Genomic DNA, 15,743 nt, shown 5'->3' on the forward strand with positions numbered 1-15,743 from the left:
AAACCGGCCGATGCAAAATCGCTTCTTGCCCTATCTGCTGACCTTGCCCAGCCTGTTGCTGGCGGCGGTCGTCATCTTCTGGCCGGTCTGGGACCTGATCCAGATCTCGACGCATGACGTCAGCCGCTTCGGCCAGCTACGCGACTTCAACGATTTCGCCAATTATTCAGCCTTCCTCGCCGATCCCGATTTCCTGGCGGCACTCTGGCGCACCGGCCTGTGGACGTTGCTGGTGGTCGGCGGCGCGCTGCTGTTGTCGGTGCCGGTGGCGATGATCCTCAACACCGATTTCTACGGCCGCGGCATTGCCCGCGTCATCATCATGCTGCCCTGGGCGGTGTCGCTGACGATGACGGCGGTGGTCTGGCGCTGGGCGCTCAACGGTGAAAGCGGCATGCTGAACTCGGCGCTGATCGGGCTCGGCCTGATCCATGAAAACATCCAGTGGCTGGCGCGCGCCGAGACGGCATTCCCGATGCAGGTGCTGATTGGCATATTGGTGACGGTACCGTTCACCACGACCATCTTCCTCGGCGGCCTGTCGTCGATCCCCGACGACCTCTACGAGGCGGCGGCCCTGGAGGGGGCGACGCCGCTGCAGCAGTTCCGCGAGATCACCTTTCCGCTGCTGAAGCCGTTCATCAACATCGCCATCGTGCTCAACACCATCTACGTCTTCAATTCCTTCCCGATCATCTGGGTGATGACGCAGGGCGGGCCGGCCAACTCGACCGACATATTGGTCACCCATCTCTACAAGCTGGCCTTCCGCATCGGCAAACTGGGTGAAGCATCGGCGGTGTCGCTGCTGATGTTCGCCATCCTTTTGATCTTCACCATGATCTATGTGCGGCTTGCCATGCGGGAGCAGCGCACATGACGCCCAAGCTGAAGCGTACGATCATCGCCTGGCTGCTGCTTTCGCCGCTGCTCGTGGTGACCATCTTCCCCTTCGCGGTAATGTTTTTGACCGCGGTCAAGCCGCGGCAGGAGGTGCTGTCGCCGACCTGGTGGCCAAGCGAATTCCACTGGTCGAATTTTGCCGACATGTGGGTGGCGACCGGCTTTGGCCAGGCGCTGGCCAATTCGCTCTATGTCTCTGTTATCGCCACCGTCGGCGCCATCCTGATCTCGGTGCCGGCCGCCTATGCCATGTCGCGGTTTCGCTTTGCCGGCTATGGCGCCTTCCGCCAGTTCCTGCTGATCTCGCAGATGATCTCGCCGATCGTGCTGGTGCTCGGCCTGTTCCGGCTGATGGCGGCCTGGGGTCTGATCGAATCCACGACCGCGCTCGGCGTCATCTACATGGCTTTCAACGTCGCCTTCACCGTGTGGATGCTGCAAAGCTATTTCGACACCATCCCGCGCGATCTCGAGGAAGCAGCGTGGATGGAAGGCGCCGGCCGATGGCTGACCTTGCGAACAGTGTTTCTGCCGCTTTGCCTGCCGGCAATAGCGGTGACCGCCATCTTCACCTTCATCAACGCATGGAATGAGTTCGTCGTTGCGCTCACAATGCTGCGCAGCCAGGAAAGTTACACGCTGCCTATCCAGGTGTTCTCGCTGGTCGCCGGCCGCTACACGATCGAATGGCACCATGTAATGGCGGCGACGCTGCTGGCGACGCTGCCGGTGGCAATCCTGTTCATCTGGCTGCAGCGCTATCTCGTCCGCGGGCTGGCGCTCGGGGCGGTCAAATAACGGCGCCATTCACAACGGAGCTTTCATGCGCATCTTCACCGCCTCGCTGGCGACCGAAACCAACACCTTCTCGCCGGTGCCGACCGACCGGGCGTCGTTCGAGATGGCGTTCTATGCCGGGCCGGGCAAGCATCCGGACACGCCGACCTTGTGCTCCTCGCCGATGGTCGCGCTGCGCCGGCGTGCGGCTGCCGAAGGGCTGACCGTCGTCGAAGGCACCGCCACCTGGGCGGAGCCGGGCGGGCTGGTGCAGCGGCAGACCTATGAGTCGTTGCGCGACGAGATTCTCGGCCAGTTGAAGGCAGCCTTGCCGGTCGACGCCGTCATCCTCGGCCTGCACGGCGCCATGGTGGCGCAAGGCTATGACGATTGCGAAGGCGATCTGCTGGAACGGGTTCGCGCAATCGTCGGGCCCGACGTGGTGATCGCGGTCGAGCTCGACCCGCACAGTCATCTGACCCCAAAGCGCGTCGCGGCATGCAATGTCATGGCCTATTTCCTCGAATTCCCGCACACCGACTTCTATGAGCGCGGCGAACATGTCGTCGAGCTTGGATTGGCGGCGGCGCGCGACGAGATCAAGCCGGTGATCTCGACGTTCGACTGCCGCATGATCCAGGTGCTGCCGACCAGCCGCGAGCCGATGCGCTCCTTCGTCGACCGCATCAAGGCGCTGCACGGCAAGGACGGCGTGCTGTCGGTCTCGGTCATCCATGGCTTCATGGCCGCGGACGTGCCGGAAATGGGCACGCGCATCCTGGTCGTCACTGACAATGACAAGGCCAAGGGCGATGCGCTGGCGGAGAGGCTAGGGCACGAGCTTTACGCCATGCGCGAAAGGACGGCGATGACGATGCTGAACACCGAGGACGGCATCGCGCGGGCACTGGCCGTGCGCAAGGAAAATCCCGGCAAGCCGGTTGTGATTGCCGACATCTGGGACAATCCCGGCGGTGGCGTCGCCGGCGACGGTACGGTCGTGCTGCGCGCCATGCTGGAACGGGGCGTGGACAATTTTGGCGTGGCGACGATCTGGGACCCGATCGCTGTCACCTTTTGCCAGGCGGCAGGCGAAGGCGCCGTCATCGACCTGCGCTTCGGCGGCAAGGCCGGGCCGCTGGCCGGCGAACCGATCGATGCGCGCGTCAAGGTGTTGAAAGCCGTCCCCGAGGGCTGGCAGAGCTTCGGGCCAAGCCGGGTGACGCTCGGGCCGACGGCGCTGGTGCGCATCGAAGGCACGGAGGTCGACATCATCCTCAACACCAACCGCACGCAGACCTTCGAGCCGGATATTTTCTCCAACATCGGCGTCGATCCGTTAGCCAAGGATATATTGCTGATCAAGTCGACCAATCATTTCTACGCCGGCTTCGCACCGATCGCGGCGGAGATTATTTATGTCTCGGCGCCGAGTTCGTATCCGAGCAATCCGGCGGTGACGGATTACAAGAAATTGACGCGGCCGGTGTGGCCCAGGGTGGCGGATCCTTGGGCAGTATAGGCTCACCTTCTCCCCTTGTGGGAGAAGGTGTCGCCGCAGGCGACGGATGAGGGGTGTTCCAGCGGAGTGAGGCGTCGGGCGTTCCCTGGAACACCCCTCATCCGTCTCGGCGCTTCGCGCCGATCCACCTTCTCCCACAGGGGGAGAAGGGAAAGCCGCGCTACACCAATCCCCGCTTCACCATCATCGCTTCCGGCGAAGGCATCTTGCCGCGGAACGCCGTGTACAGCTCCTCCGGATCCTTCGACCCGCCAGCGGCATAGATATTCTTCCGAAGCCGTTCCGCCAGCGCCGGGTTGAAGGGATCGCCGGTCTCCTCGAAGGCGGCGAAGGCGTCGGCGTCGAGCACTTCCGACCACATGTAGGAATAGTAGCCGGCTGAATAACCGTCGCCGGAGAAGATATGGCCGAAATGCGGGGTGCGATGACGCATGGCGATGGTGTCGGGCATATCAAGCTTTTCCAGCGTTTCGGCTTCGAAACGCAGCGGTTCCGCCGGCGCATCCGGCCGCGCGTGATACGCCATGTCGATCAGCGCCGACGCTGTGAACTCGACCGTGGCGAAACCGGCGCCGAACGTGCGGGCGGCCAGCATCTTGTCGAGCAGCGACTTCGGCATCGGCTTGCCGGTCTTAACATGCAGCGCATGCTTTTCCAGCACTGCGGGCACCGTCAGCCAGTGCTCGTAGAGCTGCGAAGGCAGTTCGACGAAATCGCGGGAAACCGAGGTGCCCGCCACCGACGGCCAGGTGACGTCGGTCAGCATGCCGTGCAAAGCATGGCCGAACTCGTGGAACAGGGTCTTGGCCTCATCGACCGACAACAGCGCTGCTTCCCCGGCCGGCGGCTTGGCGAAGTTCATGATATTGTAGATCACCGGCTTGGAGCCATCGCCAAGCTTGTAGCCCGACTTCAGCGCGCTCATCCACGCGCCGGAGCGCTTCGAGGACCGGGCGAAATAGTCGGCGAGGAACAGGCCGCGCTCGCTGCCATCGGCGTTCTTCACCACGAAGACGCGCGCGTCGGGATGCCAGGCGGCGATGCCCTTCTTCTCCTCGAAAGTGATGCCGAACAGTTTTGTGGCGACGTCGAAGCAGGCGTCGATGATGCGGTCGAGTTGCAGATAGGGTTTCAGTTCCGCCTCGTCGAAGGCGAATTTTTCGGCGCGCAATTTCTCCTGGTAGAAGCGCCAGTCCCAGGCGGCGAATTTTTCGTTGCTGCCTGCCTTGGTCGCCAGCCGCTCCAGCTCCTTCTGGTCGGCGGCGGCCTTCTCCAGCGCTTTCTCCCAGACCGGGTCGAGGAGGTCGTGCACCGCCTTCGGCGTCTTGGCCATGGTGTCGTCGAGCTTCAGCGCGGCGAACGAGGCATAGCCGAGCAGCCTGGCCTTTTCGGCGCGCAGTTTCAGCATGTCGCGCACCACTGCGGTGTTGTCGCTGGCGCCGCCATTCTGGCCGCGCATGGTGAAGGCGCGGAAAGCGGTCTCGCGCAGATCGCGGCGTTCGGAGAAGGTCGTGAACGGCTCATAGATAGAGCGCGACAAGGTGACTGCGTAGCGGCCTTTCTGGCCGCGCGTCTCGGCGGCTTCGGCCATCGAACTCTTCACGAAGTCCGGCAGGCCCGCAAGATCAGCCTCGTCGAGGAAAAGCGCCCAGTCGCGCTCGTCGGCCAGCACGTTCTGGCCGAAGGTCGTGCCGAGCGAGGACAGCTCCTCGCTGATGTTGGCCAGCCGCTTCTTGCCGCCGGCGTCGAGTTTTGCGCCCGATCGCACAAAGCCTTTCCAGGTCTTCTCCAGCACCCGCAGCGTCTCGGCGTCGAGTTTGAGCGTCTCACGGCGCTGGTAGAGATCGTCGACGCGGGCAAACAATTTCTCGTTCATCGAGATCGCCGAGAAATGCCTCGACATTTTTGGCGAGATATCGCGCTCCAGCGCCTGGATCGCATCGTTGGTGTGGGCGCCGGCCCGGCACCAGAAGATCGACGAGACATGGTCGAGCGGCTCACCGGCGAGCTCGAGGGCTGCCAGCGTATTCTCGATGGTCGGCGCATCCTTGTTGCCGGCGATCGCGTCGATTTCGGCCTCATGTGCCTTCAGCGCCGCGTCGAACACCGAGGAGAAATCGTCGTCGCCGATGCTGCCAAAATCCGGCAGGCCGAGCGGCCCTTGCCATTTGGTCAGCGGATGGGCGGCGAGATCGACGGTTTTCGTGGACGGCATGGGGGATCTTTCGATGATTGGCGGAGCTTGCTGACCGATGTAGGGCGATGACTGGCGCGGCGCAACAGCGCGGCCGTTCAAGCCCGCGTCAGAAGCCGCCGCAATTTTCCGCGATCGCCGCTTGCGAACTGGCGGTGATGCGGTTGCCGGTGACGGCGAACGTCTCCTGCATCAGCATGTCATTGTTGGGGAAATCATAGCAGGCGATGACAGTTGTGACGCCGGCCTCGCTCTTTTCGACGCGATGCCGGATTGCGGCGCCGGCGACCGCGCCCTTCCATTCGTCGATCGACGCGATGAACTCCTGCTTCGACTGTACGACGCCGAGATCGTCGAGCTTGATGCGGACATCGTCGGCGAGCAGGTCCGACAATTCGGTGCGATCGGCGACCAGCAGCGCCGAATACCAGCGGTCGATAATGGCGCCGTCATCGGAGCGGGCAGGGACGAGCGAAATCAGCAGCGCCGCTACGGCGAAAGCGATCGCAGGCCAAACCCGCATTCTTGCCTCCTCTTATTTGACCATGCCCTTATCCGAAAACCGGTTCCCACTTTTCGGGATCATGGGTCTACGTCAAATCCGGCCGCTCGAAGTCGCCGGTGTCCTTGTTCATCACCCAGAGCTCGCCGGTCGAGATGTCGAACCAGGCGCCATGCAGCGACAGCCGCCCCTTGCCTTCGAGGATGGAGACGCAAGGGAAGGTCCTGAGATTGGCGATCGAATAGCGGATGGAAATCCGCTCCAGCGCCGTCTGCCGTTCGGTTGTCGTCATGAACGTGCTGGACGAAACGGTTTCGGCCGCCGGCGCGATCAGGCTCATCCATTTGCCGATGAAGTCGCCGGGCGACAGCGGCGCCGAATTGGTGTCGAGCGCGGCGCGGATGCCGCCGCAGCGGCCATGGCCCATCACCACGATGTTTTTCACCTTCAGGCTCTGCACGGCGAATTCGAGCGCGGCCGAGGTCGAGTGGAACTCGCCGTCCGGCGCATAGGGCGGCACCAGATTGCCGACATTGCGCAGGACGAACAGTTCGCCCGGACCGGCGTCGAAGATCGCCTCGGGGGCAGAGCGGGAATCGCAGCAGGCAACGATCATGGTTTCGGGCGCCTGCCCCTCGCGGGCAAGCTCGCGATAGCGTCCGCTCTCGGTGAGATAGCGGCCATTCATGAAGTTGCGGTAGCCGGTCCAAAGATGTTCGGGGAGATGGGGCATGGGCTAGGGATGAAGCCTTTCGGGGTTAGCGACGGCAGCTCATTTCAAGTTAGAAAGGCTCTAACGGCAAATGCCCGTCGCGGGCAATGCCGAATTGCGGATGGCTTCGTCGCAAATCGCCATGCCGCACGCATGGCGCCGCTTGCCTCACGCCCAGATCGCCAGGGGAATGCCGAAACGGTCGGCAAGCGGCGGGTCGGGAAACGGCGTTGCCTCCCCGCCGGCAATGCGTCCGGCAATCAGCATCATCGCTGCGGCGTCGAGGAAATCGTCGGCGGCAGCACCGCGTTGCGGCGGCTGGTCAAGGAAAGCTCTGGTATAGCCGTGCCGGCAGAGCAGTGCCTTGCGTTCTTCCATCCCGGCCGGATTGACGGCGCCCTTGATCTTCTTCGGCAGTGTCATCGGTTTTTCGCCGTTCAGCCGGCAGAAGGCCACTTCGGGATGCGATTCGAAGACGCGGCGGCGCAGTTGCGGACGTGCGATCAGCAGCGCGTCGATCTCGCGTATCTTGGCAAAGATGCCGAAGGCCTGGATCGAGACGCCGCGTGGCGGATCGGAGGTCGCCTTGGCCACCTCGCTGGCGCGCCGATGTGCCTCATACCAGGCCTCGACCGTGGTGAAGCCGCTGGTGTCGGCGTAGAGGGCCGGGCGGGACGGGATAGAGAAGACGCTGGATTGCCGTGCTCCGAGCATTGGCCGTACCAAGGTCTCCGGCCCGCGCCCGCCTCTTTTCGAGACGTCCGGCAGGCCGATCGGCATGTCGACGACCACTGTCGCATCGGCGGGCAAGGCGTCGAGCAGGGTCGCAAAGCTGGGAAAGACGCGGACTGACGGCGCGGCATCCAGATCGCGGCGGACGGCGATCCAGCCGGCCTTGCAGCCGTCGACGCCGACGACCACGGTCGAGGTCACGCCCGGCGGTCCCGCCCCGGATGCGTGAGGTGGCGCAGTTGCACCATCGCCATCGGATGCGACAGGCTCTGGGCATCGGTTTCAAGCTGCAACTCGTCGCCGCCACGCTTGGCGGTTCGCGCCAGGATTTCGTAGACGGCGGCGGTGGTCGATTGCAGCGCCTTGATCGGCGGCTGCCCCGACAGGATGCGGGCGAGGTAGACGGCCGCAGTCAGGTCACCGAGGCCATTCGGCGGCTTGTCGATGAGGCGGTGTTCGGCCAGCAGCGCCTGGGTGCCGTCAAGCAGCAGATTGCCGGTGCCGCCGGTCATCATCGACTGTGCCGACGTCACCAGCATTGTTGACGGTCCGGCATGGAGGGCGGCCGAGATCACCGATTTCAGATCGGGCAAAGGCGCGCCGGCCATCCACTCCAGCTCATAGCGGTTGGGGGTGGCGATGTCGGCGATCGGCATCAGCCGGTCGCGCATCGCGGCGGCCGTCGGCTCGGGCACATAGAGCCCGCCGGAATCGCCCATCACCGGATCGCATATATAAATCGCGTCCGGCGTCTTGGCCTTGACCGCCGCAACCAGCGAGGCGACGGCCTCGGCCTGGCCGGCCTCGCCAAGATAGCCCGACAGCACCGCGCCGACCTCACCCAGCCAGGGCGCGCGCTCGAGATCGGCCATCAGCGCCTTGAACTGGTCGAGCGGCGGCACGATGCGCGTGGCGCGGCCATGGCCCGGATGCCAGGGCAAGATGACCGTCGGTACCGCCCACACGGGAAAGCCCAGCGTCTCCAGCGCAAACACGGCGGCGCGGTTGCCGACCGAGCCGCGGGCGACATGGCTGGAAATGACGATGACCGCGCGCGGCGCGTCGGCTTTTTCGCTGTTCATGGAAAATCCTAGATGCGGATAATTTTTCGCTGAATCGTCATCCTGGTCTATCTCTTTGGTTCGAGCATGATCTCCGGACAAAACGGTTCCCGCTTGTCCGAGAAAACCGGTTCCCACTTTTCAGGATCATGCTCTAGCTGCCCCGGGAGACGTAGTACACGAGCCAGATCAAAAGGCCGAGGGCGACGATGAGCCCAAGTGCGCGACCGATGCGGGTGCCCCAGACCTCGATCGGATCGGATCGGTCGGCCTCCGCTGCGGTAACATGATCGCGCGCGCCTTTCGCTGCCCGTGACACCAGCGATGCGCCGCCAAGGCCGCCCTCGTTCGCCACGCGCTCGATAATGCGGCGCGATTCGCTGTCATCGTCGCGGCCTTCCGCCATGGTCCTGTCCTGTTTGCCGGCAACCATACCGTGTTCGCGCGATCAATCACAGGGCCTCGCCGGCGCATGAATGCGCGCCAGGAATGCGCGCCAGCGGCAGACATTTTCTTGAGCGCGGATTGTGCTAATGCTTCGCATGCAACTTCTGTCGAGGGACCTCACCATGTTTGCCCAGCGCCTTGCCTTCCCTTTCCGCAGTCTGCCGGCCGTGCTGATGTTGGCCGTCGTGCTGCCTCTGCTCGCCGGCTGCGGCTTCAACACCATCCCGACGGCGGAGGAAAACGCCAAGGCGGCATGGAGCGAGGTGCTGAACCAGTATCAGCGTCGGTCCGACCTCATTCCCAATTTGGTCGAGACGGTGAAGGGCTATGCCTCGCATGAAAAGGACACGCTCGATGCGGTGGTCGAGGCGCGCGCCAAGGCAACGCAGATCACGGTGACGCCGGAAACGCTGAAGGACCCCGAAGCGCTCAAGAAGTTCCAGGATGCGCAATCAGGGCTGACCAGCGCGCTGTCGCGGCTGATCGCGGTGTCGGAGGCCTATCCCGACCTCAAGGCCAACCAGAATTTCCTGGCGCTGCAGGCGCAACTCGAAGGCACCGAGAACCGTATCGCCGTGGCGCGGCGCGACTACATCCTGGCGGTCAAGGATTACAATCTGACGCTGAGGACCTTTCCGTCGGTGCTATGGGCAACCTTCTGGTTCCGCAGCAACGAGCCCTTCGCCAACTTCACCGTCGAAGAAGACAAGATGCAGCCGCCGAAGGTCGATTTCGGCACGAAGCAGGGCGGGTGATGACGTCTGGGTGAGCTTGGCCTTTGCCAGCCTTGCGTTCCTTCACACCCCCCTCTGTCCTGCCGGACATCTCCCCCTCAAGGGGGGAGATCAGCTGTCTTCTGTCCTTGCGCCAATTATCAGCGTTGCCGGCTGAGCGTCGGCAGCGAGATTGCCAATCTCCCCCCTCGCGGGGGAGATGTCCGGCAGGACAGAGGGGGACGCGAAGGAACGCCAACCTTGGTGTTCTTCTCGCCTTTCTGGCCGTCTTCCTGCCCCTCACCGCCTTCGCCGCCGACCTCCCCGCGCTGACCGGCCGCGTCGTCGACAATGCCGGGATCATCGATGCAGGCACCAAAGCCGCGCTCACCCAGAAACTCGCCGACTTCGAGACCAGAGGCTCCGACCAGATCGTCGTCGCAACCATCCCCAGCCTCGACGGCGAGGAGATTGAGCCTTACGCCAACCGGCTGTTCCGCTTCTGGAAGCTCGGCCAGGCCAAGGAAAACAACGGCGTGCTGCTGCTGGTGGCGCCGAACGACCGCAAGATGCGCATCGAGGTCGGCTATGGGCTGGAAGGCACGCTGACCGATTTGCACACCAAGCTGATCATCGAAAACGACATGGTGCCGGCGTTCCGCGCCGGCGATTTCTCCGGGGGCATTTCCAAGGCCGTCGACGACATGGTGATGGTGCTGGAAGGCAATCCGGAGGAATTGGAGGCGCGCGGCGAGCGCAACCAGAAGCCGCCCATCAATACCGACAATCTGTTCTTCGGCGTCTTCATCAGCATCTGGGCAATCATGTTCTTCGGCAGCATGGCCGCCTCCATCCTGCCGCCGATCTTCGGCCAAAAACTCGGTCCCGGCCGCTATCGCTGGCTCGGCATGACATTCGAGCCGGGCCGGCGGTCGTCCAGCGGCGGCTGGTCTTCGGGCGGGGGCGGCTGGTCGTCGGGTTCAAGCGGTGGTGGCGGCTTTTCCGGCGGCGGCGGTTCGTCCGGCGGCGGCGGCTCCTCGGGAAGCTGGTGAAGAGATGACCACACGCATCGCCAATCCCTGGCATGGCCGCTTCGCCACGATGACCGGCGCTGCCTTGCTGGTCTTGCTCGTCAGCGTCGCGGCGCTGGCAGCGGAGCTGCCCGCCCTCGCGGGACGCGTGGTAGACAATGCCGACATCATCGATGCCGCGACCGAGGCGGCGCTCACCCAAAGACTGGCCGATTTCGAGACCAAAGGCTCCGACCAGATCGTCGTCGCGACGGTTCCCAGCCTCGACGGCGAGGAGATCGAGCCTTACGCCACCCGGCTGTTCAACGCCTGGAAGCTCGGCCAGAAGGCCAAGAACAATGGCGTGCTTCTGCTGGTGGCCGTGAACGACCGCAAGATGCGCATCGAGGTCGGCTACGGGCTGGAAGCCACGCTCACCAACCAGCACGCCACACGGATCATTGAAGGCATGGTGCCGGCCTTCCGCGCCGGGGATTTCTCCGGCGGTATTTCCAAAGCGGTCGACGACATGATCATGGTGATTGAGGACAGTCATGGTGGTTGAGGGGAGCTGGTGACGGCATGACAGTACGCGTCTTCAATCCGCCAAGACCTGGCCGCGCAGCCGCGACGATCGGCATCGCCCTGTTGACGATGCTCACCATGCTGTTTGTAGCCTTGGCGGCAGACCTGCCGGCACTCACCGGGCGGGTGGTCGACAATGCCGGTATTATCGACGCCGCGACCAAGGCGGCACTGACGCAGAAGCTCGCGGATTTCGAGACCAAAGGCTCCGACCAGATCGTCGTTGCCACCATCCCCAGTCTCGGCGGCGAGGAGATCGAACCCTACGCCAACCGGCTGTTCCGCTTCTGGAAGCTCGGCCAGGCCGGCGAGAACAATGGCGTGCTGCTTCTGGTGGCGCCGAACGACCGCAAGATGCGCATCGAGGTCGGCTACGGGCTGGAAGGCACGCTGACCGACCTGCACACCAAACTGATCATCGAAAACGACATGGTGCCGGCGTTCCGCGCCGGTGATTTCTCCGGCGGCATTTCCAAGGCCGTCGACGACATGGTCATGGTGCTGGAAGGCAACCCGGAAGAGCTGGAGGCGCGCGGCAAGCGCAACCCGGCCGACCGCAGCACGCCCATCGATCCCGTCGTCGCGGTCTTCCTGATCCTGTGGGCGGCGATGTTCTTCGGCGGCCTGGCGATGGCCTTCCTGCCGCCGATCTTCGGCACCAAGCTGTCGCCGGGGGTGTATAAATGGCTGGGCATGACCTTTCGCTACGGCCAGGGGCCGAGCGGATCGTCCTCGGGCTCCAGCAGCTGGACAACAAGTTCGTCGTCGGGCAGCGGATGGTCATCGGGAAGTTCGGGCAGCAGCTGGTCTTCGGGCTCAAGCAGCGGCGGCGGGTTTTCAGGCGGCGGCGGTTCGTCTGGCGGTGGCGGGTCTTCAGGGAGCTGGTGAGAGAAGATGGCAACACGACCGATCAGCCCACAGGACCATGAGCGCATCGCCACCGCGATCCGCGCGGCCGAGGCCAAAACCGACGGCGAGATCTACTGCGTCGTTGCGCATGCCAGCGACGGCTATTTCTTTCCCGCCGCCTTCATGGCGACATCAGGCATGCTGATTGCCAGCCTCGCCGTCGCTTATGGGCTGGAAGCCTGGTGGCTGTCGATCCGGCTGCCGCATTTCGTCATTGTCCAACTGCTGGCACTGGCCTCGGTGTTGGTGCTTTTGTGGGCGCTGCCGGGCTTGCGCATCCATCTGGTGCCGCGCCGGCAGCGTTATCAGGCGGCACATCACAATGCGCTCAGGCAGTTCCTCGCCCGCAATGTCCACCGCACCACGGCGCGCACCGGCGTGTTGGTCTTCGTGTCGATCGCCGAGCGTTATGCCGAAGTGGTCGCCGATTCGGGCATCGACAGCAAAGTCGGCCAGCATGTCTGGGACGGCGTGGTGCGCGATCTCCTGCAGCATGCCGGTGACGACCGGCTCGCCGACGGCTTCGTCAAGGCGATCGGGCAGGTCGGCGCGGTGCTGGCCGAGCATTTCCCGGTGACGTCGGGCGACGCCAATGAACTGGACGATCATCTCGTCGAGATCTGAAAAGCCAGCACGCGCTACCCGGACGGACGCCTGACCGCGCCGGCTGGGTGCGTTTTCCAAGCAGGCTTTGCCCATTGTCAGCAGCGTCGCGATCGGCTGTGAGAAAGCGGTCGGCGGGCTGACCTCGACTCTTGCAAATGGCCGATGCGGGTTTATGGTTAACAAATCATGAATACGCTGAGCATCGACATCAGGAAAGCCGAACCGCGCGACGCTGGCGCCATTGCGGACGTGCACCAGCAGGCTTGGGAGGGCGCCTATTCCGGCATCATCCCGCATCGCTCGCTGACCTCGATGATCAACCGCCGCGGCGCCGACTGGTGGGCCAACGCCATCCGCCGCGCCGCCACCGTTCTGGTGGTCGAGATCGGCGGCACCATCGCCGGCTATGCCACGATCGGCAAGAACCGCGCCCGCGAGCTGAAGCAACAGGGCGAAATCTACGAACTTTACCTGCGTCCGGAATATCAAGGCATCGGGCTCGGCAGCCGGCTGTTCAAGGCGGCGCGGGCGCGGCTTGCCGACCACGGGCTGAAGGGAATGGTGGTGTGGGCGCTGGAAGACAACCAGAACGCACTTTCCTTCTATGCCGGCGCGGGTGGTCGTGACGTCGCCGAAGGCGTCGAGATTTTCGAGCAGAGGGCGCTCAAGAAGGTCGCCTTCGTCTGGGAATGACCGGCTTCGGTTACAAATCATCATAAACCGTGCGCTTCCGTTAGCGCTTCGCACCAATCGCCGCATTGCACCATGCTGCGCCGCCCGCTATCGATCTTGGACATCGAGAGAGGGATTTAAGCCATGCGAATCGAAGCCATTGCCATCGGAAAGAACCCGCCCGAGGACATCAACGTCATCATCGAGGTGCCGATCGGCGGCGAGCCGATCAAGTACGAGATGGACAAGGAGGCCGGCACGCTGTTCGTCGACCGTTTCCTGCACACCTCGATGCGCTACCCCGGCAATTACGGTTTCGTGCCGCACACGCTGTCGGGCGACGGCGACCCGATCGACGTGCTGGTCTGCAACACGCGCGCGCTGGTGCCGGGCTGCGTCATCAATGTGCGGCCGATCGGCGTGCTGGTGATGGAAGACAATGCCGGCCAGGACGAGAAGGTCATTGCCGTGCCGTCGCCGAAGCTGACGCTGCGCTACGAAAACGTCACCGAATACACGCAGCTGCCCGAGATCACCCGCGACCAGGTCCAGCACTTCTTCGAGCACTACAAGGATCTCGAGCCCGGCAAATGGGTCAAGATCGAAGGCTGGCACGATTCCAAATACGCCAAGAAGATGATCGTCGACGCGATCGCACGGGCGAAGGCGGCAAAGTAGCGCCGAGAGAGGCCTGCGTCTCGTTCAAGTAAGCGGCAAACGCCAGCGCGAGGCACCCCCTCTGGCCTGCCGGCCATCTCCCCCTCAAGGGGGGAGTCGCAACGGCTTTCGTCAATTTTCAGCGCCGAAAGAAAAGCGCCGCCAGCGAAGCTGCCAATCTCCCCCCTTGAGGGGGAGATGCCCGGCAGGGCAGAGGGGGGTGCCTTGCACCCACGTGACTAGTTATCCACCCGACCAAACGCCGGCACGTTGCCGATGACGGTGTGCTTGTCCTTGCCACAGGCGAAACTCTTCGCCTTTTCGTCGGCCAACTTGCGCGCCTGGTCATTGGCCTGCGGGTTGCCGGTGGCCAGCACGAGGCCGATGGTGCAGCCGTCGCGGGCTTCCATCTGGGCGACCTTGGCGACGAGCAGCACTTCGGTCGGCTTGTTCTCGTCCTCGGGATTGCTGATCGAGCGGCGGTGGATGACGGCAAAGGGAACGGCAACGTCGCCCTTGGTCTCGATGCGCCACTCGACCTTGGCGCCGGACGAGTTGAAGCCGGAAAAGCTCTCCCAGACCGAGGTCATGTCGCCGCCGGGCGGAAATCCGTAGAACAGCGATTCACGGGCGTCGTCATAGGCGATCAGCACGGGATAGCCACGATAGCCGGAGCAGGCGAGTTCGGCCCATTCGCCGTCGCCTTCCTGCGCCTGCGCATAGGTGACGCAGTCCTTTTGCGAGTCGAGGTCGGTGTAGACGCTGGATATTCCGTCGGCATGGGCGGTTTGGGATAGGGCGGCGAGGGCGAATGGAACAAGCAGCAGGGTTCGCATGCGGACGTCTCCCGTGAAGTTCGCCCCAGCCTATCGCCAAATCTGCGGCCGGCCTAGCGTGCCAATCTCAACGTTGGCGCCGCCCAAATCGCCCTGCCGGGCAATTCTCCCCCTGAACGGGAGAAAGTGGCCGGCTGCGCCGCTGGCGACAACCTTGCAACGCTGGCAATTGGCGAAATCGTGATGAGAGCGTTCCTCGCCCCATTTCCGGGAAAGGATGCCGGCAGGTGAGGGGCGGCGCCAACGTTCGAAATGTTATTTCTTCAAGCTCGCCTCGATCAGCAGGTCGGCGTTGTGGGCGACCGCTGCCGCCGGGCCTCCGAGGCCGAAGAGCTGGCCACTGATATAGGCGCCTTCGATCAACAGCAGCAGGCCGTCGCCGAGCGTGTCAGGGTCTTTAGCGCCCATCGCTGCGGCCATCGCGCGCAGGCGGTGGCGCAACTCCTGCTTGTTGGCCTCGCTGACGACGCGCGCCGGATGGCCATGTTCGGGATATTCCACCGCCGCGTTGGTCATGCCGCAGCCGCGATAGTCCGGCCTTTGCGTGCGCTTGCCGACGCGAGTCAGGAAAGCCCTGAGCTGTGCCCGCGGGTCGCCGGGATGGGCAGCCACGGCTTCGTCGAAACGCTCCCAATACTCACGGTCATATTGCCTGAGATAGGAAGCGGCGAGCTCGTCCTTGGAGGGAAAGCTGCGGTAGAGGCTGGGCTTGGTGACGCCGGCGCGCTTGACGATCTCGTCGACGCCGATCGCCCGGATGCCGCGGCGGTAGAACAGGTCGTACGCCACGTCGAGGATTTTCTTGGCAGCCTTGGGCGGTGCGGCTGCATGACCGTCCTTGATGGTCAGTTCAATATTTTTGTCCGTTGGCATGGTATGACTCGATTGACGTGTTACCGATCGGT

The 15,743-nt window shown here is 63.7% G+C and carries 17 protein-coding genes and 1 pseudogene; 10 read left to right on the forward strand and 8 right to left on the reverse strand.

Annotated features, from left to right (window positions below):
- Window positions 1-10 precede the first annotated feature (10 nt).
- The 3 genes from NKJ77_RS26200 to NKJ77_RS26210 are packed head-to-tail and all read left to right on the forward strand — an operon-like array spanning window position 11 to window position 3,202.
- A complete protein-coding gene (locus tag NKJ77_RS26200; protein ID WP_023681441.1) occupies window positions 11-880 on the forward strand; it encodes a carbohydrate ABC transporter permease in 870 nt (289 codons plus the stop codon).
- Complete coding sequence (locus NKJ77_RS26205; RefSeq protein WP_352535944.1) at window positions 877-1,701, forward strand: carbohydrate ABC transporter permease; 825 nt, start codon at window positions 877-879, stop codon at window positions 1,699-1,701. Before NKJ77_RS26200 ends, NKJ77_RS26205 begins: the two co-directional genes overlap by 4 nt.
- 25 nt (window positions 1,702-1,726) lie before the next feature.
- The gene (locus NKJ77_RS26210; RefSeq protein WP_352535945.1) at window positions 1,727-3,202 is read left to right on the forward strand and encodes a M81 family metallopeptidase; all 1,476 of its coding nucleotides are present in this window, start codon (window positions 1,727-1,729) and stop codon (window positions 3,200-3,202) included.
- Between the two features lie 160 nt (window positions 3,203-3,362).
- Here NKJ77_RS26210 and NKJ77_RS26215 read toward each other — a convergent pair whose 3' ends face one another.
- From NKJ77_RS26215 to NKJ77_RS26240, 6 genes are all read right to left on the reverse strand, one after another.
- Complete coding sequence (locus NKJ77_RS26215) at window positions 3,363-5,417, reverse strand: M3 family metallopeptidase (RefSeq protein WP_352535946.1); 2,055 nt, start codon at window positions 5,415-5,417, stop codon at window positions 3,363-3,365.
- Window positions 5,418-5,505: 88 nt separating this feature from the next.
- Window positions 5,506-5,919 (reverse strand): nuclear transport factor 2 family protein, encoded by a 414-nt coding sequence (locus tag NKJ77_RS26220; RefSeq protein WP_352535947.1) that lies wholly within the window; start codon window positions 5,917-5,919, stop codon window positions 5,506-5,508.
- Between the two features lie 67 nt (window positions 5,920-5,986).
- Window positions 5,987-6,631, reverse strand: coding sequence for a carbonic anhydrase (locus NKJ77_RS26225; protein ID WP_023668613.1), 645 nt, complete (start codon window positions 6,629-6,631; stop codon window positions 5,987-5,989).
- Window positions 6,632-6,778: 147 nt separating this feature from the next.
- Window positions 6,779-7,543 (reverse strand): DUF429 domain-containing protein, encoded by a 765-nt coding sequence (locus tag NKJ77_RS26230; RefSeq protein ID WP_023693218.1) that lies wholly within the window; start codon window positions 7,541-7,543, stop codon window positions 6,779-6,781.
- Window positions 7,540-8,424, reverse strand: a complete 885-nt coding sequence (gene pdxY, locus NKJ77_RS26235) for a pyridoxal kinase PdxY (protein ID WP_023668615.1) — start codon at window positions 8,422-8,424, stop codon at window positions 7,540-7,542. The genes NKJ77_RS26230 and pdxY overlap by 4 nt, the downstream gene beginning before the upstream one ends.
- Window positions 8,425-8,557: 133 nt before the next feature.
- Window positions 8,558-8,809, reverse strand: a complete 252-nt coding sequence (locus NKJ77_RS26240; protein ID WP_023698736.1) for a hypothetical protein — start codon at window positions 8,807-8,809, stop codon at window positions 8,558-8,560.
- Window positions 8,810-8,972: 163 nt separating this feature from the next.
- Between NKJ77_RS26240 and NKJ77_RS26245 the strand changes: the two genes are divergently transcribed.
- The 7 genes and pseudogenes from NKJ77_RS26245 (at window position 8,973) to ppa (ending at window position 14,023) form a co-directional block, all read left to right on the forward strand.
- Complete coding sequence (locus NKJ77_RS26245) at window positions 8,973-9,605, forward strand: LemA family protein (RefSeq protein ID WP_023755947.1); 633 nt, start codon at window positions 8,973-8,975, stop codon at window positions 9,603-9,605.
- Between the two features lie 239 nt (window positions 9,606-9,844).
- Window positions 9,845-10,615 (forward strand): TPM domain-containing protein, encoded by a 771-nt coding sequence (locus NKJ77_RS26250; RefSeq protein WP_196814899.1) that lies wholly within the window; start codon window positions 9,845-9,847, stop codon window positions 10,613-10,615.
- A 49-nt stretch (window positions 10,616-10,664) separates the two neighbouring features.
- A pseudogene (locus tag NKJ77_RS26255) lies at window positions 10,665-11,120 on the forward strand (TPM domain-containing protein); the annotation flags it as partial.
- Between the two features lie 35 nt (window positions 11,121-11,155).
- Window positions 11,156-12,046, forward strand: a complete 891-nt coding sequence (locus tag NKJ77_RS26260) for a TPM domain-containing protein (RefSeq protein ID WP_023815294.1) — start codon at window positions 11,156-11,158, stop codon at window positions 12,044-12,046.
- A gap of 6 nt (window positions 12,047-12,052) precedes the next feature.
- Complete coding sequence (locus NKJ77_RS26265) at window positions 12,053-12,691, forward strand: TPM domain-containing protein (RefSeq protein ID WP_023668621.1); 639 nt, start codon at window positions 12,053-12,055, stop codon at window positions 12,689-12,691.
- 168 nt (window positions 12,692-12,859) lie between these two features.
- Entirely contained in the window at window positions 12,860-13,366 is a 507-nt protein-coding gene (locus NKJ77_RS26270) for a GNAT family N-acetyltransferase (protein ID WP_023668622.1), read from the forward strand.
- Between the two features lie 123 nt (window positions 13,367-13,489).
- Window positions 13,490-14,023: an inorganic diphosphatase gene (ppa, locus tag NKJ77_RS26275; protein ID WP_023668623.1), complete on the forward strand. Its 534-nt coding sequence runs from the start codon at window positions 13,490-13,492 to the stop codon at window positions 14,021-14,023.
- Between the two features lie 218 nt (window positions 14,024-14,241).
- Here ppa and NKJ77_RS26280 read toward each other — a convergent pair whose 3' ends face one another.
- Window positions 14,242-14,838: a hypothetical protein gene (locus NKJ77_RS26280; RefSeq protein ID WP_023700187.1), complete on the reverse strand. Its 597-nt coding sequence runs from the start codon at window positions 14,836-14,838 to the stop codon at window positions 14,242-14,244.
- A 255-nt stretch (window positions 14,839-15,093) separates the two neighbouring features.
- On the reverse strand, window positions 15,094-15,711 hold the full coding sequence (locus NKJ77_RS26285; RefSeq protein ID WP_023668625.1) for a TetR/AcrR family transcriptional regulator: 618 nt from the start codon (window positions 15,709-15,711) through the stop codon (window positions 15,094-15,096).
- Window positions 15,712-15,743: the final 32 nt, after the last annotated feature.

The sequence above is a fragment of the Mesorhizobium sp. M0052 genome (assembly GCF_040323255.1).
Classification (GTDB): domain Bacteria; phylum Pseudomonadota; class Alphaproteobacteria; order Rhizobiales; family Rhizobiaceae; genus Mesorhizobium.